Source organism: Ignavibacteriota bacterium (assembly GCA_013285405.1).
Lineage (GTDB): Bacteria > Bacteroidota > Ignavibacteria > Ignavibacteriales > Ignavibacteriaceae > IGN2.
The window spans coordinates 1,378,968-1,400,604 of record CP053446.1 but is presented as its reverse complement, the minus strand read 5'-3'; the positions used below and the strand labels follow the sequence as shown (position 1 = coordinate 1,400,604).

The 21,637-nt window shown below is 35.2% G+C and carries 20 protein-coding genes and 1 pseudogene; 10 read left to right on the top strand and 11 right to left on the bottom strand.

The window, feature by feature from the left end:
* The first annotated feature begins 1 nt into the window (after nt 1).
* The 7 genes from dcm (at nt 2) to HND39_06020 (ending at nt 6,625) form a co-directional block, all read left to right on the top strand.
* Entirely contained in the window at nt 2-2,509 is a 2,508-nt protein-coding gene (gene dcm / locus HND39_06050; GenBank protein ID QKJ95879.1) for a DNA (cytosine-5-)-methyltransferase, read from the top strand.
* Nucleotides 2,510-3,709: a hypothetical protein gene (locus HND39_06045; protein ID QKJ95878.1), complete on the top strand. Its 1,200-nt coding sequence runs from the start codon at nt 2,510-2,512 to the stop codon at nt 3,707-3,709.
* 11 nt (nt 3,710-3,720) lie between these two features.
* Complete coding sequence (locus tag HND39_06040) at nt 3,721-4,098, top strand: hypothetical protein (GenBank protein QKJ95877.1); 378 nt, start codon at nt 3,721-3,723, stop codon at nt 4,096-4,098.
* Nucleotides 4,099-4,436: 338 nt separating this feature from the next.
* Entirely contained in the window at nt 4,437-5,003 is a 567-nt protein-coding gene (locus HND39_06035) for a dihydrofolate reductase (GenBank protein QKJ95876.1), read from the top strand.
* A 204-nt stretch (nt 5,004-5,207) separates the two neighbouring features.
* Nucleotides 5,208-5,429 carry an antitoxin VbhA family protein gene (locus HND39_06030; GenBank protein QKJ95875.1) on the top strand — a complete coding sequence of 74 codons (222 nt, stop codon included), beginning with the start codon at nt 5,208-5,210 and terminating at the stop codon, nt 5,427-5,429.
* Complete coding sequence (locus tag HND39_06025) at nt 5,422-6,030, top strand: filamentation induced by camp protein fic (protein ID QKJ95874.1); 609 nt, start codon at nt 5,422-5,424, stop codon at nt 6,028-6,030. The genes HND39_06030 and HND39_06025 overlap by 8 nt, the downstream gene beginning before the upstream one ends.
* A gap of 220 nt (nt 6,031-6,250) precedes the next feature.
* Entirely contained in the window at nt 6,251-6,625 is a 375-nt protein-coding gene (locus HND39_06020) for a hypothetical protein (GenBank protein ID QKJ97900.1), read from the top strand.
* A gap of 127 nt (nt 6,626-6,752) precedes the next feature.
* On the opposite strand, the gene HND39_06015 is transcribed toward HND39_06020, so the two are convergent.
* The 11 genes and pseudogenes from HND39_06015 to dnaA form a co-directional block, all read right to left on the bottom strand.
* A complete protein-coding gene (locus HND39_06015; GenBank protein QKJ95873.1) occupies nt 6,753-7,214 on the bottom strand; it encodes a hypothetical protein in 462 nt (153 codons plus the stop codon).
* A gap of 19 nt (nt 7,215-7,233) precedes the next feature.
* Nucleotides 7,234-8,760: a M20/M25/M40 family metallo-hydrolase gene (locus tag HND39_06010; GenBank protein ID QKJ95872.1), complete on the bottom strand. Its 1,527-nt coding sequence runs from the start codon at nt 8,758-8,760 to the stop codon at nt 7,234-7,236.
* A 67-nt stretch (nt 8,761-8,827) separates the two neighbouring features.
* A pseudogene (gene gyrA / locus HND39_06005) lies at nt 8,828-11,276 on the bottom strand (DNA gyrase subunit A).
* A 6-nt stretch (nt 11,277-11,282) separates the two neighbouring features.
* The gene (locus HND39_06000; GenBank protein ID QKJ95871.1) at nt 11,283-11,429 is read right to left on the bottom strand and encodes a hypothetical protein; all 147 of its coding nucleotides are present in this window, start codon (nt 11,427-11,429) and stop codon (nt 11,283-11,285) included.
* 266 nt (nt 11,430-11,695) lie between these two features.
* Nucleotides 11,696-11,893, bottom strand: coding sequence for a hypothetical protein (locus HND39_05995; GenBank protein ID QKJ95870.1), 198 nt, complete (start codon nt 11,891-11,893; stop codon nt 11,696-11,698).
* Between the two features lie 6 nt (nt 11,894-11,899).
* Complete coding sequence (gyrB, locus tag HND39_05990) at nt 11,900-13,897, bottom strand: DNA topoisomerase (ATP-hydrolyzing) subunit B (protein ID QKJ95869.1); 1,998 nt, start codon at nt 13,895-13,897, stop codon at nt 11,900-11,902.
* 3 nt (nt 13,898-13,900) lie between these two features.
* Nucleotides 13,901-14,152: a DUF721 domain-containing protein gene (locus HND39_05985; protein QKJ95868.1), complete on the bottom strand. Its 252-nt coding sequence runs from the start codon at nt 14,150-14,152 to the stop codon at nt 13,901-13,903.
* A gap of 28 nt (nt 14,153-14,180) precedes the next feature.
* Entirely contained in the window at nt 14,181-15,293 is a 1,113-nt protein-coding gene (gene recF / locus HND39_05980; protein QKJ95867.1) for a DNA replication and repair protein RecF, read from the bottom strand.
* 1 nt (nt 15,294) lies between these two features.
* Nucleotides 15,295-16,404 (bottom strand): DNA polymerase III subunit beta, encoded by a 1,110-nt coding sequence (dnaN, locus tag HND39_05975; GenBank protein QKJ95866.1) that lies wholly within the window; start codon nt 16,402-16,404, stop codon nt 15,295-15,297.
* Nucleotides 16,405-16,542: 138 nt separating this feature from the next.
* Nucleotides 16,543-16,947, bottom strand: coding sequence for a hypothetical protein (locus HND39_05970; protein ID QKJ95865.1), 405 nt, complete (start codon nt 16,945-16,947; stop codon nt 16,543-16,545).
* Between the two features lie 333 nt (nt 16,948-17,280).
* Nucleotides 17,281-18,645 carry a chromosomal replication initiator protein DnaA gene (gene dnaA, locus HND39_05965; protein QKJ97899.1) on the bottom strand — a complete coding sequence of 455 codons (1,365 nt, stop codon included), beginning with the start codon at nt 18,643-18,645 and terminating at the stop codon, nt 17,281-17,283.
* 463 nt (nt 18,646-19,108) lie between these two features.
* Between dnaA and rpmH the strand changes: the two genes are divergently transcribed.
* The 3 genes from rpmH to yidC are packed head-to-tail and all read left to right on the top strand — an operon-like array spanning nt 19,109 to nt 21,580.
* On the top strand, nt 19,109-19,252 hold the full coding sequence (gene rpmH / locus HND39_05960; GenBank protein ID QKJ95864.1) for a 50S ribosomal protein L34: 144 nt from the start codon (nt 19,109-19,111) through the stop codon (nt 19,250-19,252).
* A gap of 15 nt (nt 19,253-19,267) precedes the next feature.
* Nucleotides 19,268-19,672 carry a hypothetical protein gene (locus tag HND39_05955; protein ID QKJ95863.1) on the top strand — a complete coding sequence of 135 codons (405 nt, stop codon included), beginning with the start codon at nt 19,268-19,270 and terminating at the stop codon, nt 19,670-19,672.
* A 45-nt stretch (nt 19,673-19,717) separates the two neighbouring features.
* A complete protein-coding gene (gene yidC, locus HND39_05950; protein QKJ95862.1) occupies nt 19,718-21,580 on the top strand; it encodes a membrane protein insertase YidC in 1,863 nt (620 codons plus the stop codon).
* Nucleotides 21,581-21,637: the final 57 nt, after the last annotated feature.

Below are 21,637 nucleotides of genomic sequence, written 5' to 3'. Positions count from 1 at the left end.
TATGAACAAACCATTGACATACATAAGTTTATTCAGCAGTGCTGGGGTTGGTTGTTACGGCTTCAAACAAAACGGATTTGAGTGCATTGCGACAAATGAAATACTAACAAAACGCTTAAAAATTCAAGCATTCAATAACAAGTGCAAATACGACACGGGTTATTTGGACGGAGATATTTCAACGAAAGAAATCAAAAATAAACTTTTTTCTGAAATCGAAAAATGGAAAATTGAACACAAAATTTCCGAACCTGACGTAATTGTAGCTACACCACCGTGTCAAGGAATGTCTGTTGCAAATCACAAGAAAAATCAAGAATTGACAAGAAATTCATTAGTTGTTGAATCAATCAAAATCACAAAAGAAGTCAATCCAAAATTTTTCATTTTTGAAAATGTAAGAGCATTTTTGAATACAACTTGCACCGACATAGACGGAACAGAAAAAACTATCGAAGAAGCCATAAAAATAAATTTAGGCGGACACTACAATATACTTTTCAAAGTCGTAAACTTCAAAGATTATGGTTCGCAATCAAGCAGAACAAGAACACTTGTAATTGGTGTTCGCAAAGATTTACAGAACATTAGTCCGTTTGACATTTTTCCAGAAAAACAAAAACCAAAAACGCTACGTCAACTTTTTGCAGGTTTAGAAAATATAAATGAAATGGGAAAAATATCTGAAACCGATATTTTCCATTCATTTAGAGAGTATGATGCGAAAATGGTGCGTTGGATTGAAAATTTAGAAGAAGGACAATCGGCTTTTCAAAACACGGAAAAAGACAGAATACCGCACCAAATCAAAGATGGTAAAATCGTTTTAAATGAAAGTAAAAATGGCGACAAATATGCACGTTGGTATTGGGACAAAGAAGGTCCGTGTGTACACACGCGAAACGATATTTTGTCAAGCCAAAATACCGTTCACCCATCAGAAAACAGAGTTTTCAGCATTAGAGAACTAATGATGATGATGAGTATTCCTGCATCTTTTCAATGGACATACCAATCAACCGACAAGTTGAACAAAATGAGTTTGCTTGAAAAGAAAGCGTTTTTGAAAAAAGAAGAATTAAACATTAGACATTGCATTGGCGAAGCAGTTCCGACAGGTGTTTTCGGCAATATTGCAAAAAGAATAAAAGAAGTTTTAAATCAAAAATTTCTTTCAACAACTGAAATAAACAACATAATTAAAAAAGAAGAATTGAGTAAAACAGAAAATTTACTTTCGTTCATCAATTCTGATTTTGACAAGTTAGGACTTGAAAATATTTATCAAATTTCGGAATACGCAAATTCAAGTCGGCAAGAAAATTCGGCTTTTTTTACACGAAAAGACATTGCATTTTCAGTTGTAAAAGATTTGCCCGAACTGAAAGGAAAAAAGAAAATCAGAATTTTAGAGCCTTCAGTTGGTATTGGTAATTTTATTCCATTGCTTGTTGAAAAATACGAAGACAAAGACGAAGTAATTTTTGACCTTGTTGATATTGACAACAATTCTTTTGCTGTGCTGAGAAACATTTTAGCCAAATTAAACTTGCCTAAAAAATTCAAGTTTAATTTCATTAATGCTGATTTTCTCACACACACTTTTAAAGAAAAATACGACATTGTTGTAGGAAATCCGCCTTACAAAAAACTAACTAACAATCAAGAATTGTTATCGCTTTACAAATTCAACGCAAATAACAATGAAACAAATAATTTGTTTTCGTTCTTCATTGAAAAAGCAATTACGTTAGGAAACTTCGTTTCCTTAATTATTCCGAAAAGCCTTATCAATTCACCCGAATTTAATATCACAAGAGAAATTATCAAAGGTCAAAATCTTTTAAAGATTTGTGATTATGGCGAAAAAGGTTTTAAAGGTGTAAAGATTGAAACAATTAGTTTTTTACTTGAAACTTCAATAAAAAAACAAAGCGATAACATTTTAATTGAAAGTTACATAACGGAAACTGTTGAAGAAAAGCAAAAAAAATATTTGTTGTCTGATAAATTTCCGTATTGGTTGATTTACCGAAATGAAGAGTTTGACAAAATTTCGGAGAAAATGACATTTGATATTTTCCAAAGTTTCAGAGATAGACAAATCACAAAACAAATAACGAAAAACAACGGAAAATACAGAGTTTTAAAATCACGCAATGTTGGAAATAATGAAATAAAAGAATTAAAAAATTACGACTGTTATATTGACGATACAGAAAATTTAGCTGTCGCCAAATTTCTAAATCGTGAAGATGTTGTTATGATTCCAAACCTCACTTATTATCCTAGAGCGAGTTTTTTACCAAAGAATGCAATTACTGACGGTTCGGTTGCTTTATTAACTTTGAAAAATGGTAGCCGACTTCCGACAGAAAAAGATTTGGAATATTACGGGACAAAAGAATTTGAGAAGTTTTATCGTGTTGCACGTAATTACGGCACTCGTTCATTGAACATTGATAATAATTCAGTTTTTTTCTTCGGGCTTTTAAAAAATATAGAATAAATGACAGAACTTGAAAAGTTGCTAGAAAGCAACGATTACGACATCAGAAAATCCAATGATGCAAGATTTATGGACCAAAAATGCACTCCAGATGTAGTTTGTATCATTGCGGATTGTGTTTTGAATTTAAGAGAAAACGAGCCGCAAAAAGAGTTCATCGTGCAAGACATTTGGGATTCTCAATACTTCATCAAAAACGTAAAAGCAATTTTCAACAAGCCGTCTGCAACCAATCCAACAACAAGAAGCGAATATGACAAATTTATTCAGCAACCGTTAAGACTTTTGGCGTATGCAGGTGTTTTGGACATTGAAAAGCGTGGAACTAAAAACTATTATAAAATTGCGAATTTGTCTGTATTAGAATACATATCATTGAAAGACCGAAACGCCTACAAATTTCTTTATCAGTACTTTGTAAAGGTTTTATCCGATAGTGGTTTGCTCAAATTTTTTGAAGATTACAAAAATAAATATGAAAAAGGAAATTTGACACAAACAGATTTTGAAGATTTGCAAAAGCGTTTTATCAAATTTATTATCGGAAATACTGCAATCAACGGAGAAGTTGAAGTAAGAAGAATTTATCCAAAATTGCTGAATATTTACGCATGCGAAAACAATTTGCCAGGTTCTATTAAAGGACGAATGTCTGAAAATGAATTTTACTACACAGACTTAATGTATAATCGAAAAAATTGGCGTGATTTATCAAAAGACAAAACCATTTCGCGACAAGAAGCAAATGCAGATAGCGAACAAAACGTATTGCCTAACACAGCGTTTAACGCTTATTTGGTTCAAAAAGCTATGAACCAAATAAAGAAAATGTATTCTGAAAGCGAAGTAAAAGACCAATGGGCTAATGGTGATGCAACACAAGTTCATCACATTTTTCCGAAAAGCAAATTTCCGCAACTTGCCCATTATTTGGAAAACTTAATTAAACTAACAGCAACCCAACATTACACGAAAGCACACCCGAACAACAAAACAGATGCGATAAATTTAGATTACCAACTTATTTGTTTACTTGCAAAAACAGATAGCATTGAAAAATCATTAAAGAAAAACGAATTGTATTACAGAAAGGAGTCTTTCGTTTATTGCATTAATACAGGTCTAAGTCAAGAACTAAAAGCGGATTTAACTTTTAGACAAATCAAAACAGAATTAGCTACTATTTATAATGAAAACTAAAAACTATTCTTATGCCACAATTAGTATTTGGAACAATTCAGCAAATTCAATTTGCTTCTGATAATGAATTTTTTGAAGCACTTGGATTTTTATCGAAAAATGATGGAACAACCTCAATTCATTGGGAACACAATGAAAATCAAGGTGCTTGGGGTAGTGAAGGTCGAATACATTGTTATCAAAACATAGCGAGTTTTCCTAATTATTTCAGAAATGCTTTTACTGCGGGAGTTGGAAGAATTATTCACAGAATTAACTGTAACGAATACATTGAATATATTGCATCAAACTACGGTTTTCAACTTGGACATAATCAAGATATAGCATTAATATTATCTACAATTCCAGCAATACATATTGTTGATTTTAATCGTGGTTTAACTTTATAGCCCACGCTTTGTAGTCAAGCACATTTGCAGGTCACACAAGCCAACGCTAAGACCAAAACCTGCAAAAGAGCTTGCCTACCCCAACACACGGCAGACAGAAAAGATGCAGCAAAAATGAAAGAAAAATAACGAGAAAAATGAACAACGAAACGCTAACAAAGGCTATATGCAATAAGGGTTTCAGTGGTAATTCAAGCATTCTGCCCCGCATAAACTTTCGTTTCGGCGGACAGAATAGTAGCCCGCAATCCCTTACTGCACATAGCCTCAGCCGTTAGCGGTCATTGTAAGACAACACCAAACAGACAAAGGAAATCACGACAAATAATAATTAGAATATGCGAAAAGTAATTGCTGCAATCAATATGACACTTGATGGAGTGTGCGACCACACAGTTGGAATAGTTGACGAAAACCTTCATCATCATTATTCAGACCTTGTAAATAATGCGGGAGTAATGTTGTATGGTCGGACAACATACCAACTAATGCAATTTTGGCAAACATTATTGACAAATCCTTCAGACCAAAAGTCAATGAACGACTTTGCGTTTTCAATAAACAAAATTGAAAAAATGGTTTTTTCCAACACGTTAAAAAATACTGGATGGGAAACAGCAAAAATTGCAGACAAACCTCTTGACCAAACAATTTTAGACCTCAAACAACAATCGGGACAAGACATTTTGATTGGTAGTCGCGGTTTAATTATTCAACTTTTAAATAGCAATCTCATTGACGAATTTCAAATTTGTATACATCCAATGGTTGAAGGAAAAGGTTTGAAATTGTTTGACCAAATAAAAGACAGAATTATTTTCAACCTCTTAAAGACAAAATCTTTAAAATCAGGCGTGACAATTTTTTATTATGAACCTATACAAGAAAAAACAACGAACCGCTAACACGGGTTTTGCGTCAGGCGGGCTGACATGCAAACTTGAAGCTTTGTGCTTCTATTTAAGTTCAGTGGTTATTGACAGTTTTGTACTCCGAAATCCGCCATTGCGCCAAGCGCCAAAACGTTAAGCACCATTCTAAAACGACAGAAAACTAACGATTTAATCCGGAAATTTTGTAAATTTAAAAACAATTTAAGACTAAAAAGTATGTTTAACACAATAGAAATAGACAGAAATAACCTGACAATAATGGGTGTGAAATTTTCAGACTTGAAAACTTTAGAAAGCACTGCAAATGCTTTAGGAAGCAATATGTTTGAAGGTTTTAACCCAACTCCAAAAGGAATTGAAATCATTCGGGACTATGTTACAGGAAAAATATCACTAACTGAACTTGTGGTATTTGCCAAACAAAAAGCCTATGTCTAATTCCTACAAATACATAGACCCTGACTACACCTACACAAACCCGAAGACAGGAATTTTACGGAATTTACAAGACATTGAAGACCCTGATGTATTGCTCTTTGTTGAGAGTGGTGCGGTAACAAAACGACTTCAAGAACTTGACGAGAATCCGATAAAAATCAAAGGAATTGACAGTCTTTTTGAAATTCATAGACATTTGTTTCAAGACATTTACGTTTGGGCAGGAAAAAAGCGAATTGTTGAAATAAGCAAAGACGGTAAACAGTTTTTCCCTACTTCACATTTTGACAACGCCCTTAGATACATTGACCAGTTGATTGCAGAGTTCAAGAAAATTCCGAAAAACAACAATAAACAGTTGGCCGAAAAATTGGCAGAAATTCTAGATAACGTCAACTATTTACACCCATTCAGAGAAGGAAACGGACGAACACAAAGAGAGTTTTTAAGACTGTTGTCATTGGAAAAAGGGTTGACTTTAAATCTCAACCCGCCAGACAACGAAAGTATTTACAAAAGATATATGAAGGGAACTATTGAGAGTGACGTAGAAATCTTGAAAGAATTGATTTTTGAACTTATTGACACAAAGAATGAATAAAAGAACGGTGCATAACAGCACCTACACACAAGTGGCGGTTCGGTGGTAAAGTCAAGTTTTGTGCTCCTATCAAAGTTTGTGCTTGGCTGACAGTGAATTACTCCAAAATCCGCCACTGCGTCAAGCGCCAAACCGTTGTGCGTCTGCCAATTAATTTTCCTTTTTCAAGTTTTATGTTAAACAAAATAGAATTAACAGGATGAATAGAAAATATTTAATGATAGCAAGTGCAATTGTTATGGGAATTATTGGTTTACTATTGCTGTTTATGCCTGGCGAAACGTTCATATTGCTCGGTCAACCAACTATTGACGCATTGTTGCCTTTCATGCAATTAGCAGGATCGTTATATCTCGGTTTTGCAATTTTAAATTGGATGGCGAAAACTATACTTATTGGTGGAATTTATGCAAAGCCATTAAGTCTTGGGAACTTTACACATTTCTTTATTGGTGGACTAACTTTGATTAAGATGGCTATGGATGGAAATTCGACAAGTGTTTTTATTTGGGTTTTAACTGTGTTTTATATTGTATTTGCTGTAGCCTTTGGTTTTATTTCTTTTAAGAGTCCAAAACTGCAAGTAAAAAATTAAGCCCCGAAAAAAATAGCAGCAATATAGAAGCTGCTAAACAGCTAATATTTCTTTAACTATCGACATTGGCAGATATACTAAACGTTATTGCCGATAGGGCACACCTTCATTATTGTCTTAACGGTCATTAATAAAATTCTCTCTGATAAAAAATATAATCCGTAACTGCTGGCGTTCCGCCAAGTGCTCTTACTTTCTGAGCAATCTGCCCGCGATGATATGTTGAATGATTTATTATGTGAGCAGCAATATCTAAAACGGTGTTTACAAATTTTTCTCCCTTTGTGTTTTTATAATCGATTCTTTTTTCAAAATCAATGTCACTGAATCCTTCAAGAAGATTAATCCATTCAGCCGTAATTTCTGTTGATAGCTCAATACATTTCTGTGTTGAATATTTTTCCCACGGATTAAGATAAATGTCTCTTAACAGAGTTCTGCTTAACCAAACTTTTTGCGACGAAATAATATGCGAAAGAAGCTCGTTTAATCTTTCATCTTTTTCTTCAAAACCTATAAATGACTCTGCTGCTTTTTTTGTTGCCCAATCGTTGTATTTAAACTGATGTATAAAATGATCTTTAAGCATTTTGCTTTAATCTAATTTATTATTTTTCCCGCAGGTAATTGCCGTCTGCTATTTTTCTCGCTGTTAAATATACAAGCTTAACTATGCTTTTATATAAAGACAGATTAAATGTTTCTGGCAGGTCAGTTGGAAGATGCAAGTGATCATAGCTGTATCGGGAAACGAAATATAATCCTGGAATATTCTTTTCATAAAACGGAGTGAGATCCGCTCCACCGCCGCTCCAGGTATCGTTAACCATAAGATTTGAATTTGTCCGGTCAATTTCATCCGCAAGTTTCCACAATTCCGGAGAACTTTTTCCGTTGCCGACCTGAATACTGTCTCCATATCCAATACAATCGAGGTTCAACATTGCAATTATTTTGCTGGTATCAATCCCTGCCTTTCCGGCAGGCAGGTTTAAATTCTCAACAAAAAACTTTGATCCTAAAAGGCCTTGTTCTTCTGATGCAAAAAGAACAAACAGAATATTTCTTTTGGGTTTCAATTCGCTTTTCATAAAAGCTTCAGCAAGCTGCAAAACACCCGCTGATCCGGAAGCGTTGTCGTTTGCACCCGGAAATAAAAGCCCCGCCTGCGAACCGACATGGTCAAGATGTGCGCCTATTATCAGATACTCTTCTTTTAGTTCCGGATCCGTTCCCTCAATGAGTCCGACTACATTCATAGTTTTTGCATTCTTCTCATAATTTGCTTTAACTTTAATATCCACTTTGCTTTCGGTGTGAAAAGAAAATTGTGCTTTATTACTATCAATCTTACTTTGACATTCATTTATTGATACGCCTGTTCCGGTCAACAAATCATTTGCAAGATCAATTGAAACATGTAACTGCGGAAAATCTTCGAGCTGATCTCCGTCTCCGTGCAGTACGCTTCCTATAAGCGGTTGCGGTTTGGAGTCGTTTGGACGAGAAACAAATAAAATTCCTTTTGCTCCATGTTTAAAAGCAACCTGTGACTTTTCTCTTGGATTTTCATTTCCCCATTGTTGATCGTTTATTTTCCAGGAAGGATTTTGTTTGAAAACTAAAACTACTTTGTTTGTTACGTCTATATCATGATAATCGTCATAACCAAGATCCGGTCTTGATATACCATATCCACAAAATACAACCGGCAGGTTTAGATTTCCCGATCCGGTAAATCCTCTGAAGACATAATCTTTTCCATGCTGAAAAAAATAAAGTTCCTTTGCTACAACCGCTTTAAAAACAACCGGCGTATCAATCTGGTTATATTCTACATTTAAATACTGAAAATATTTTTCATCTCCCGCGGGGATTAGTCCTGCTTGTTCAAACTTATCTGCTGCAAACTTTGCTGCTTTCTTGTATCCTTCACTTCCGGGAAGTCTTCCGTCAAATTCTTCTGAGCAGAGAGTTCGGACAATAGAAAGAAGGTTTTCAGACTGAACAATTTCAAGTCCAGCATCAGTATTCTGTCCATATCCGCTTTTGCTATTCAGAAATAATATTAGAAATATTATCAGATACCGTTTTCCTGATGGAGATTTTAATTGTGATGTGAGTATTGATTTCATAATTTTTCAGATGAATAATAAAAAAGGGACTTCGCCGGGTCCCTTTTTCAATAATAATTGTTTGCTATTATTGTTCTTCTCCGTTTTCGTCTTCGGGCACAACTTTGGCGATATCAGCTATAGAATCTCCGTCTTTCAGTCTTATTACTCTAACCCCCTGGGTAGCTCTTCCCATCACACGAATATCTTTCATACTTTGTCTGATAACCATTCCTTTTGTTGAAATAATTACCAGCTCATCGTTGTCATTTGCTTCCATCATCGCAATCAATTTCCCAATCTTGTCACTCGTTTTTACTGTTATTACTCCTTTGCCGCCGCGGTGAGTCAGCCTGTAATCGTTTACATCAGATCGTTTGCCATATCCCTTTTCAGTAACAACAAGTACGCTCATGCCCTGGCGTTTAATAACAAGTAATCCAACAGCTTTGTCACCTTTTCCAAGACGAACTCCTCTTACGCCTGTGGCTGTTCTGCCCATATTACGCGCATCTTTTTTCATGGAATCTTACAGCAAAACCGTTTCTTGTTCCAATCATAATATCGTTAGTTCCATCTGTCATCTTTACTTCAATTAGTCTGTCATTCTTCTTCAGGTTAATCGCATTTATTCCGCCCTTGCGAACATTTCCGTATGCAGAGAGAACTGTTTTCTTTATCGTTCCGTGCTCGGTTGCCATAATAAGAAATTTGTCATCGCTGAATTCCTTAACGGCAACAAATGCCGTTATCATTTCTTCTTTTTCTTTTTGAAGAATATTCAGGATGGATCTTCCACGCGCTGCTCTTCCGCCTTCCGGAATTTCATGCACCTTTAACCAGTAAACTCTTCCTTTGTCTGTGAAGAAAAGAATATATTGGTGAGTTGATGCGATGAACATATGTTCTATGAAATCGTCTTCTTTAGTTCCAGCACCAGTAACACCTTTGCCGCCTCTTCCTTGTTTTCTGTATCCGCTAACAGGGAAACGTTTAATAAAACCGCTGTGAGAAATTGTAACAACAACGTCTTCTTCTGCTATTATATCTTCGAGTGAAAAGTCTTCATAATCGTAAACGATTTCTGTTCTTCTTTTGTCCGCATATTTTTTCTTCAGCTCAAGAAGTTCTTCGGTGATAATAATATTTCTTCGTTCTTCGCTTTTTAATATGCCTTTTAATTTTTCGATGAGCTTTATGGTTTCTTTATATTCATCTTCTATCTTTTGTCTTTCAAGTCCGGTCAGTCGCTGCAATCTCATATCAAGTATCGCTTTTGCCTGAATTTCGCTCAGCTTGAATTTCTTCATCAGATTTTGTTTTGCAGTCTCAACATCTTTGGATTTTTTGATGGTCTGAATTACGGCATCAATGTTATCCAGCGCAATGATGTATCCTTCAAGTATGTGTGCTCTTTTTTCTGCGGCGTCAAGCTCGAATTTTGTTCGGCGAATCAGCACGTCCATTCTGTGTTCAAGAAAATGCTGAAGCATTTCTTTTAGATTGAGAACTTTTGGAACACCTTTAACCAGTGCAAGCATGATAACACCAAATGTTGTCTGCATTTGTGTGTGAACGAATAGCTGGTTGAGAACTATCGGCGGCTGGGCGTCTTTTTTTAATTCGATTACAACACGTAATCCGTCTCTGTCTGATTCGTCTCTTATATTACTAATGTCGTCAAGCTTTCCCGCGCGAACAAGCTCAGCCATCTTTTCAATGAGGTTGGCTTTGTTTACCTGATATGGAAGCTCAGTAATAATAATATGTTCGCGACCATTTTTCTGTGTTTCAATATTTGCTTTTGCGCGTACAATGAGTCTTCCCCGACCTGTTAGAAATGCTTCTTTGACTCCTGCATAACCATAAATTATTCCTGCCGTTGGAAAATCCGGGGCGATGATGTTCTTCATCAGTTTTTCTATTGTTATGCCGGGATTTTTTATCAGCGCGACTAAACCATCAACTACCTCGCCAAGGTTATGAGGAGGAATATTCGTTGCCATTCCAACAGCGATTCCGCTGGACCCGTTTATTAATAAATTTGGAAGATATGATGGTAATACGGTTGGCTCCTGCAGGGAATCATCAAAGTTAGGAACAAAATCAACCGTATTTTTGTCAAGGTCACGATACATTTCTTCTGAAATACGTGCAAGCCTTGCCTCTGTATATCTCATTGCTGCTGGTGAATCGCCATCAACGGAACCAAAGTTACCCTGTCCATCAACAAGCGGATAGCGCAACGAAAACTCTTGTACCATTCTTACCATAGAATCATAAACTGCTGTGTCTCCATGTGGATGATATTTACCAAGAACTTCTCCAACGATTCTTGCAGATTTTTTATATGCTTTGTTATGAAACATTCCGAGTTCGTGCATTCCATAAAGCACTCTCCGATGAACTGGTTTTAATCCGTCTCTTACGTCTGGTAATGCACGTGCAACGATCACTGACATTGCATAATCTATGTAAGAGGATTTCATTTCCTCTTCAAGAGTAACGGGTACTATTTTTTCAAATATTGTTGCCATAAAACTTTATTTCTTCTTTTTTATTTGCTTTCTGATTTCTTCTAAAAATTCTAAATCTGCTAAATCTTTTTTACGTCCTGCTGCTTTTTTCATAGCTATAAGATTATCAAGAGATGGAACAAACACCTGAACTTTTTCTATTTCTACATTCACCTTGGTTTTCCATACTTTATTAAAATTTACACCTGCTACGAATGGGTGAATATCTGTATCTAAAACATATTGACGAAATAATGTTTTCTTTTTTGTCAGGTCGTCTAAAGTTAAATCTTCAAGTCCTTGATAACCGACACTATAATGCTTTTAATAGTCTTTTAATATTTGTATTCGTTGGTTCATAAAAAATATCTATGTCATACGTTGATCGTGCATAACCATGTGCAGGAAAAGCCAGTGCACCAATGACCATAAATTTTACTCTATGATCTTTTAATGATCGAAGGAGTTTTTGGATAGTCATATTTTTTAACTGTTTCCATTGTTCGCTTTATAAGCATCATCATTCTTTTGTATCGCTGCTTTTCTGTTAGGCTTAAATTAAACGCAACTTCAAACTCCAGCTCTCGCTTTGGATCGTCCTTGTCAAGCTGCAGGATATATATTTTTCTTCTTTTCATATTTAATTAAACATCCAGATTAGCGTACTTAGCATGTTTTTCAATGAATTCTTTTCTGGGTTCAACATCGTCGCCCATAAGAGTTTCAAAAATTTTATCCGCGCTTGCCGCACTTTCAAGTGTCACCTGAAGTATTGTTCTGGTTTCCGGATTCATTGTCGTTTCCCAAAGCTGTTCCGGGTTCATTTCCCCCAAGCCCTTGTATCTGGAAATAACAATTCCCTTAATTTCTTTTTCTTCTGTTATTTCTTCTCCAGCAGTTTCTTCTGTTTTTTCTTCGACTTTCTTTTTATCTTTTTCCTTTCCATCAACCTTCAGTCTTTTTATTATCTGATCTCTCTCTTTCTCGTCGTATGCATAAAATTCTTCTTTCCCTTTTTTAACTTTATAAAGAGGTGGTTGTGCAATATAAACTTTACCAGAAGTAATCAGGTCTTTCATGTGCCTGTAAAGAAAAGTGAGAAGCAGTGTTCTTATGTGGCTTCCATCAACATCGGCATCAGTCATTAAAATTACTTTTCCATACCTGGATTGAGAATGGTCGAACTCGGCACCAAGTCCAGCCCCTATTGCTGAAATGATTGCTCTGATTTCATTATTCTCGAGAATCTTATTCATCTTGGCTTTTTCTACATTCAGAATCTTTCCTCTCAATGGAAGTATCGCCTGAAACTTTCTATCTCTTCCTTGTTTCGCTGATCCGCCCGCTGAGTCTCCTTCAACAACATATATTTCACAATGTTCCGGATCGGTAATACTGCAATCTGCGAGTTTTCCCGGGAGATTCATATTGTCCAGCGCATTTTTTCTTCTGGCAAGGTCGCGAGCTTTTCTTGCTGCTTCTCTTGCTTCTGCAGCGCGCATACACTTTTCAATAATTTTTTTTCCAACAGGTGGGTTCTCTTCAAGAAATTCAGCAAGCTTTTCACCAACGAGTGTTTCAACTGCTGACTTTGTTTCGCTGTTACCAAGTTTGGTTTTAGTTTGTCCTTCAAATTGGGGTTCTGCAACCTTAACGGAAATTACTCCTGTTAATCCCTCTCTAAAATCATCACCGGTCAGGGTAATTTTTCCTTCTTTAACAAGTCCGTTTTTATATGCATAATTATTGAGCGTCCTGGTAAGAGCAGTTTTAAAACCAACCAGGTGAGTTCCTCCTTCGTGCGTATTAATGTTGTTTACGTATGAAAAAATGTTTTCTGAATAGCCATCAGTATATTGGAAAGCAATTTCAACAGGGGTGTTGTCTTTTTCGCCTTCAATATAAACTGTTTTATGCAGCGCCTGTCTTGATGAGTCGAGATACTTAACAAACTCAATCAGACCTCCCTTAAAGTGAAAAGTTTCCTCTTCGCCCCCGTTTCTATCGTCTCTGATTTTAATTGTAATGGTTTTGTTGAGGTATGCAAGCTCTCTCATTCTTTCAGCAAGAATATCAAAACGGAATTCTGTTGCTTTAAATATTTCAGGATCGGGAAAGAAAGTTGTTGTTGTGCCTCGTTCACCGCGTTTCGTTTTGCCTATCTCTTTGACAGGTTTAACGGGAATTCCTCTTTTATATTCCTGAAAATATATCTGCCCATCTCTTTTAACTTCCACTTTCAGCCATTCGGAAAGAGCATTAACCACTGAAACACCCACGCCGTGTAAACCACCGGAAACCTTATATGAGCTTTTATCAAATTTTCCGCCGGCATGCAGAACGGTCATTACCACTTCCAGAGCAGATCGTTTTTCAACCGGATGCATATCTACCGGAATTCCTCTGCCGTTGTCTGCTACCGAAACAGAGCCATCTTTATTAATTTTGACCTCTATCATATCACAATATCCCGCCAATGCTTCATCAATACTGTTGTCAACCACTTCGTTAACCAGATGATGAAGACCCCGGCTGCTTACGTCTCCGATGTACATTGCTGGTCTTTTTCGTACAGCTTCGAGTCCTTTAAGAACATTAATATTTTTAGCACTATATTCTTCTTGTTTGCTTTTTTTTGTCATCTGTTATCCAATAAATCTTATTTGATTAATTCTTTGTTCATTAAAATGTTTATTAATGTTTTCTATTATTTCAAATTCTTTAAATTTAAGTTCGTTTCTCCATGCCGGATTTTCAACTTTTAGTTTTAAAATCTTTTTCTCGCATGATAATGGAACCGCTATCTTTTCCAGGTTGGGAAATATTTCATAGAATTGCACAATTACATCCGAAGATTCTACCAACTCTCTCATACCAGCAAGAGATATTTCCTTCATAAAAACATCCTTTAAGCTTCTAAAACTATTACGCATACGATATGTCTCCTGTGTCGAATAGTTTTATAATTCTGCTGTCCTTTCCCATGCTCAAAAAAGAAAAATTTCCAAAATCTGTTAATGTTATAAAAGCTTGTTCTACTTCTTCTAAGTAGTAGCTTATTGCTGATGCACGTTCAGCGTCCAGTTCTCCAAAAACATCATCAAGAAGAAACAAAGGTGATTTTCCTGTTCTGTCTTTCAAATAAAAATATTCTGCAAATCTTAATATTGCCTGAAAGGTTTTGTTCTGTCCTTGTGAGCCATAGTTCTTAATACTTATTCCATTAATACTGAATATGAACTCATCTTTGTGCGGACCAACTAAACTTGTGCCCCGACGTATCTCTTCGTCTCTTCGTTTCTCCAGTAAATCATAAAAATCTAATTCCTTGCCTTCTGAACTTTTTCCTTCAAGAAAGTAGTAATGAATCGCTGGTTCTTCCTTTTTATGAAGAATTCTCAAATAAGAGTTTTTTATATATGAATCAAAATTTGTCACAAAATTTTCTCTGTGTCTAATTATTTCAACGCCGGACTCAACCAACTTCTCGTTCCATGCCTTAAGCTCTTGTAAATCATTTCTATTACTTTCTCTAATTCTATTTAAGAGAAAGTTGCGTTGTTTAAGAGTTCTGTTGTAATCTATCAACAGATTTAGATATGTTCTGCTGGCTTGAGATATTACAGAATCAACAAACTTTCTTCTTTCTGCTGAGTAACCTTGCGTGATCGAATGGTCAGAAGGAGAAATCAACACAACAGGGAATTTTCCTATAATTTCTGAAAATCTATTAATTAGTTTTCCGTTCAATAAATATTGTTTTTTATTATCACTAACAGAATAAGTAAGCTTTGTTTCGTCTTCTGTTCTTCCTGCAAAATGTCCTTCAATTGAAAATCCTGGAGCTCCAAATTTTACCGCCTCCGAGTCCGTGGATGTTACACAGCTTTTTGTTGTGCTTAAATAATGAATTGCTTCCAGGATTGTTGTCTTTCCAACACCATTTCCACCAACAATATAGTTCAGCTTATCAGAAAAATCTATCCGGGCTTCGGTGTGTTTTCTAATGTTTCTCAGGCTAACAGAGGATAAAGACATTTTAAGTGTTTAGTCGCACCGGCATCAATAATAACATCAGGTCTTCTCCTTCCTGTTTTTTACCTGGTTCAATAATGCAGGCTTTAGTTGGAGAATGTAGTTTAAATATTACCTCTTCATTTTCTACATGAGATAAAATATCGCTCACATATTGTGTGTTGAACCCAATGTCCATTTGCTCTCCATTATACTCGCAGGGAATTTTTTCAACTGCATTTGAACCTAAATCTATATCCTCGGCAGATACTACAACAAGATTTTTGCTTATTGAAAACTTCACCTGTTTGGAGCTCGAAGAAGAAAACAACATCATTCTTTTTATAGTAGATTGCAATTCGTGTCTTTTCATTTTCAATATGTTTTCGTTTTCTAGCGGAATGACACTGCTGTATGCTGGATATTTTTCTGCGATAAGTCTTGAGCTGAATTCAACATCTCCAATAATAAATGAAATATGAGATTTGCCGGGATAAATTTTTACATCGGTTTCACCAAGAAGTTTAGACAGAACTGAAATCGCTCTTTCGGGAACGATGTACTGTTCTTCAGAACCAGATTTAATATTTTTATATATTAATTTTACCAGCCGGTGTCCGTCTGTTGTAACAAACCTAAGCCCCTCCGAAGTAAATTCGAGCAACGTTCCTGTCATAGCTGGTCGCATATCTTCTTTACTCATAGCAAATGACGTTTGATCAATTGCTTTTTTTAAATCTTTCCCGCTCAATATTATTTCTTTGCTCTTTGATATTGTTGGCAACTCAGGAAAATCTTCTGAAGAAGAATAGGATATATTGTAAACACCATTTTCTGTTGTCAATTTTAGTTTGTTGTTTCCGTTTGTACTAAAATTTATTTGAACATCTTCCATTGACCGTATAACGTCGTAAATCAATCTTGCCGGTATAACTAAGCTTAAATTCTCAGTAGCAGTGACGTTTATTGACGATTTGAGAGAAATTTCAAGGTCAGTTGCATAAATAACCAGCAATCCACCTTTTATTTCAAACAAAAAATTCTCCAATATCGGCATTGGAGTTCTTGCTGGAACGGCCGGAATAATTTTGGAAAGTATCTTATCGAGTATTTTACTGTTTACTTTTAATTCCATTAATTGCTCTCCTATTAAAGCACAGAAAAATACTAAAAAAGGAAGGTAATAACAATAATTACAAGCACACCAAAGTGTGCTTGTAATCTAAAAGAAAGTTAAAAACTTAGAGGAGAATAATAATTATTTTTGTCTGATCTAAGGAATCGGATTAGGAAGACCGCCCTCTGTTAAATCATCAGAGGTGGTAACGCTTGCATAGATTGTATATGCACCTTCTTCACTAATAACACTTGAGTATATAATCAAAATCTTTGTGCCTGCGTTTAGAATCAAGGTTCCTGTCAGCTCACCTTCAGAACTAAAACTCGTTGATCCGGCAGGAATAGAAAATACCGTTTCATATTCGTATTCGCCTTTGTCTATATCTTGTAACTCAACTGTTTGACCACTTGGAACACTTATCTCAGTGCCTCTAAAACTCAGATACACATCACCAGCAGCCTTGTTTTGTAAGGTAATTTTATTGATCGGTCCATCTGAGCAGCTTAATAAGCTGAGTGATAAAAGAACCGCAGCAATGAAAATAGCTTTATGTTTCATAATTTCTCTATGGATTGTTATTAATTATATTGGCTTGTAAAATCAAAAAATAGACCAAAATGCTTTAGAAATCTTAAAATGTTTCTTCTCAATTTATCAGATATGAACACACAATTAATATATTAATAGATAATTTATTACTTATTAATAGTAAATATTACCGTGTTAGTATGTTAATTATACAATAAATGTTGTTTTTGTAAATACTTATAGAAAGACCGAAGTAAAAATAATGTTAATAATTTATTGAAAAGATCAAAATATAAATACAATGGTGTATATCGTAAAGTTTTCAACAAAGCAAGGCTCAGAAACTAACATGTTGCTAACAGATTAAGAAGCAAGTTCAACCTTGTTTCTTATATCTTCCAAAATATTATTAAAAGTTGCGTCCTTGCTTTTCATATCTTCAATGGTATTACATGCGTGTATTACAGTAGAATGATCTCGCCCCCCAAAATGAAGTCCAATAGTTTTAAGTGAAGACAAAGTAAGCTCCTTAACAAGATACATTGCAATTTGTCTTGCAAGAACAATTTCCTTTTTTCTTGTTTTATCCCTGATTTTATTATCGGCAACACCAAGTTGTTCACAAACAACTTTTGTTATAGTCTCAATAGTCAAGGTGTTTGTTTTTCGGTCTGTTGCAATTTCTTTCACTGTCTTTTTAGCAAGCTCAAATGTTATTTCTTTGGAACTAAGGGAAACGCTGGCTAAAAGTTTTATAAGACAACCTTCGAGTTCCCGGATGTTTGAAGTTATGTTAGATGCGATATACTCCAATATTTCATTTGATACACCCATCCCGTATGTTTCAGCTTTTCGTTTGAGGATTGCTATTCTTGTTTCCAGTTCCGGTGGTTGAATATCTGCCGTCAAACCCCACTGAAATCTCGAGATTAATCTTTCATCAAGACCTTTCAGATCTTTTGGCGGTTTATCACTGGATAAAATAATTTGCTTTCTGGATTGGTGAAGTGTGTTAAAGATGTGGAAGAAAAGATCCTGAGTTTTTTCTTTTCCAATTAAAAACTGTATGTCATCTATAATAAGCACATCCATACTTCTGTAAAAATTGGAAAACTCATTTACCTTATTTGTCTGAATTGATTCTACAAACTCAACAGTAAATATATCTGAAGAAAGATATATAACTTTTTTTTCAGGGAAGTTCTTAACAATTTGGTTTCCAATTGCCTGAATGAGGTGAGTTTTACCGAGACCAACACCGCCGTACAAAAAAAGCGGATTGAATGATGTTCCACCAGGATTATCACTTATAGCTCCTGCAGCAGCCCGCGCAAGCTGATTTCCTTCGCCTTTGATAAAATTATCAAAAGTATATCTTAGATTGAGGTTAGACTCAAAATTATGTTTTGGCTTTTGCTTTTCTGCCATCACGCTAAGAGATGCAGGAATCCCATTGCTTTTGGTTTCAACTATCGGAATGTCTTCCGCAATAATGTAAGAAAGCTTTGCCTCCTTGCCTAAAACATCCGTAATGGAGCGCGTAATGAGACCGTTGAAATGTTCATCTATCCACTCCCAAAAAAATTGACTTGGAATTTGAACCTTCAAAGTAGAGTCGCTAAGTTCAAGCGGTTTTATGGGTAAAAACCATGTATTATAAGTCATCATAGAAACATTTTCCTTGATCTTAAGGAGACATGATTTCCAGACATTTAAATGGCTGGTTATAGCTTCCTTCTCTTTAATTTCTAATTGTTCCAATGACACTTATCCACAGAGTTTGGTTTAATAAAACATAATATTGATACCGCATAATTTAATATTTATCCGAGTTAAAGAAATTCTACACACAACTTATAAACATCAAACAACTTGCGATAAACTCTTGTAAATTAAAGCGTTTTAGCTTTTAGTAATAAATTTATGCACATGATTTACAAATCAAAGTTGAGATTTAGCATAGCGCCATTTGTGAAACGTTTCCACAAACGACGAAAATTCACAAGTTATCAACATTTTGAAAAGCGGGCCGCTCACTCAAAAAATAACAATTGAATATGTTCAGAACAAATTAATTTTACATCTTGTAAAAATCTTTTTTACAAAGAAATTCACTAAAAATAATTTTCTTGATAATAACACCATATCGGGTTATTTTTGGGCTCTTTTTTAATGAATATGGAGAACCAAAATGAAAAGAACTTATCAACCAAGTAATACAAAAAGAAAGAACAAACATGGATTTAGGGAAAGAATGAAAACAAAAAATGGGAGAGTCGTTCTTTCCAAAAGAAGAGCGAAAGGAAGAAAAAAACTGACAGTTAGTGACGAATAATAATTACATGTTGTTGTGAAAGTAAAGGGAAAGAATTTTGAAACGCTGAAAAGAAAAACGGATTTTGAACTTGTTTATAGCAAAGGTAAATCGTTAAAATTAAAAAGTGGTTTTGTCAGAGCCTCTTACGTATTTATTGTTGAAGGTGAAAAAAGAGTGATGAAAGTCGCAACAGCCGTTGCATCAAGCCTGGGTAACAGTGTATGGCGGAATAGATTTAAGAGGTTGATCAGAGAATCAGTTAGACTTGAGATAAAAACCATTTCGGAAATTCTAAATAAAAACAAAACAAACCTTCTCATTGTTTTTTCACCGCACAAGATTAGCCAAAAGAACAAAAAAAAATTATTTCTTAATGAAATTCAGCCGGATGTTGGTATCATTTTAAAATATATTACTTCAGAAAAAAGTCATGGTTGACTATATAATAAATTATATAAAAGGATAGAAAAGAGACAAAGGATCTTGGATAAAAATACAACAATAGCATTTGTACTTATTGGAGCCATATTAATAATTTGGCTTTTCCTTAATACTCCAGAGCAAGAGAAACAAACACCGGGTACAAGCGACACAACAAAAGTAATAGATCAAAAACCAGAAGAATTACCTAAAACACAATCCGAAGAAAAAACCCGGCAACGACAACAGAACACAACAGTCGAAGATTCATCTCTTGGTAGATTTTCCAACGCATTTACAGATACCGGACGCATAATTACAGTAGAAACAGATCTTGCTATTTATGAAATATCAACGAGGGGCGCCAATTTTCATAAGATATATCTAAAGAAATTTAATAATTGGTATTCAACCGAAGATAATAGTAATAACTTTTACAAGAAGTCGGTACAGTTGATAAACTATTCTTTAGAGAATGCATATAACATATCGTTTGTCAGCACCGAAGGAAAAGCTATAAATACGTCAACACTAAATTTTAAGACCACGTCTCAAAGCAAACTTACGGTCAGCGGAAACGACTCTCTGATAATTAATTTCAGGATGGAATTAAATACTTCTGGCGCGATTGAAAAAAAATACATATTTAATGCTGGTAGTTATTTAATAGGAAGCGAAATAACCTTTGAAGATTTTAATGGGATAATTACTGATAATGTTTATGATATATCCTGGGAATCCGGATTAAGATCTGTGGAAAGGAACAGCGTAAACGAGGCGGGGTTTTCAAGTGCAGATGTTTATTATGGTGACGAAAAAGTTGTGGTAGATGCACCCGGCGATGGCGAAAAAATAACAAAGGACTTTAATGGCAAGGTTGACTGGTTGGCGGTGAGAAATAAGTATTTTACTGCGATTATGATTCCATCTGACCCCAGTCAGGTAGAGGGAGCCTATATAGAAGGGCAAACATTTCCAACAAAAAGTTTAGGACTTAGAGAAATTTATAATGTACACCTCGTTATGCCTTTTAGTGGAAACAAGCTTGAGAAAAGATCGGTTAGTATATATGTCGGTCCTGTTGATTATGACCTGCTGAAAGAAATAAACACAAATCTTACAGCACTTGTTGACTTCGGAACATTTTTTGGACTTAAGTTCATAGTAAGACCAATAGCAGAATATCTTTTACTTCCGTTGTTCAAGTTTTTAAATGACTTCATTCCAAATTATGGGTTTGTAATAATTGTATTCTCTTTAATAATCAAGATTATCGTTTACCCGCTGACAAGAAAAAGTTTTCAATCGATGAAAAAAATGCAGCTACTGCAGCCGAAGATAACCGAACTTAAAGAGAAATTTAAAGACGACCCACAGGCAATAAATAAAGAAACCATGAAATTATATTCAACATATGGAGTAAATCCCGCCGGAGGTTGCCTGCCGATACTTTTGCAAATGCCAATTTTTATTGCATTGTGGGGATTGTTCCAGGCAGCGATTGAATTACGCCAGCAGCCATTTATTTTTTGGATAAACGATCTCTCGGTTCCCGATGTTATTTTCGATCTTGGTTTTAAACTTCCTCTTTTTGGAGTTCGGGAGATTAGTGGACTTGCATTGCTAATGGGAATTACAACCTTTGTTCAGCAAAAGATGTCTATTAAGGATCCAAAACAACAGGCACTTGTTTACATGATGCCGGTCATGTTAACCATTTTGTTCATGACGTTTCCTTCAGGATTAAATCTATACTATTTTATGTTCAATCTTTTTTCGATTGCTCAGCAATACTACATAAATCAGAAGAAAGATAATGTTGAATTAGTTCCGGTAGATCCTTCTAAGAGAAAGAAAGGTTTTATGCAGAGACTAACGGAAGCGGCTGAACAACAATCAAAGCAACAGCAAAGGAACAGAAAGTAAAAGAAACATAAGGGCGCTCCAAAAGTTACCTCGTCTTTAAAATCCTTTTCATAACTT

What these genes read in the sequence shown, in the direction of transcription:
- dcm (QKJ95879.1), top strand. Translation starts at nt 2, where the DNA reads ATGAACAAACCATTGACATACATAAGTTTATTCAGCAGTGCTGGGGTT.
- HND39_06045 (QKJ95878.1), top strand. Translation starts at nt 2,510, where the DNA reads ATGACAGAACTTGAAAAGTTGCTAGAAAGCAACGATTACGACATCAGA.
- HND39_06040 (QKJ95877.1), top strand. Translation starts at nt 3,721, where the DNA reads ATGCCACAATTAGTATTTGGAACAATTCAGCAAATTCAATTTGCTTCT.
- HND39_06035 (QKJ95876.1), top strand. Translation starts at nt 4,437, where the DNA reads ATGCGAAAAGTAATTGCTGCAATCAATATGACACTTGATGGAGTGTGC.
- HND39_06030 (QKJ95875.1), top strand. Translation starts at nt 5,208, where the DNA reads ATGTTTAACACAATAGAAATAGACAGAAATAACCTGACAATAATGGGT.
- HND39_06025 (QKJ95874.1), top strand. Translation starts at nt 5,422, where the DNA reads ATGTCTAATTCCTACAAATACATAGACCCTGACTACACCTACACAAAC.
- HND39_06015 (QKJ95873.1), bottom strand. Translation starts at nt 7,214, where the DNA reads ATGCTTAAAGATCATTTTATACATCAGTTTAAATACAACGATTGGGCA.
- HND39_06010 (QKJ95872.1), bottom strand. Translation starts at nt 8,760, where the DNA reads ATGAAATCAATACTCACATCACAATTAAAATCTCCATCAGGAAAACGG.
- HND39_05995 (QKJ95870.1), bottom strand. Translation starts at nt 11,893, where the DNA reads ATGAAAAGAAGAAAAATATATATCCTGCAGCTTGACAAGGACGATCCA.
- gyrB (QKJ95869.1), bottom strand. Translation starts at nt 13,897, where the DNA reads ATGACAAAAAAAAGCAAACAAGAAGAATATAGTGCTAAAAATATTAAT.
- HND39_05985 (QKJ95868.1), bottom strand. Translation starts at nt 14,152, where the DNA reads ATGAAGGAAATATCTCTTGCTGGTATGAGAGAGTTGGTAGAATCTTCG.
- recF (QKJ95867.1), bottom strand. Translation starts at nt 15,293, where the DNA reads ATGTCTTTATCCTCTGTTAGCCTGAGAAACATTAGAAAACACACCGAA.
- dnaN (QKJ95866.1), bottom strand. Translation starts at nt 16,404, where the DNA reads ATGGAATTAAAAGTAAACAGTAAAATACTCGATAAGATACTTTCCAAA.
- HND39_05970 (QKJ95865.1), bottom strand. Translation starts at nt 16,947, where the DNA reads ATGAAACATAAAGCTATTTTCATTGCTGCGGTTCTTTTATCACTCAGC.
- rpmH (QKJ95864.1), top strand. Translation starts at nt 19,109, where the DNA reads ATGAAAAGAACTTATCAACCAAGTAATACAAAAAGAAAGAACAAACAT.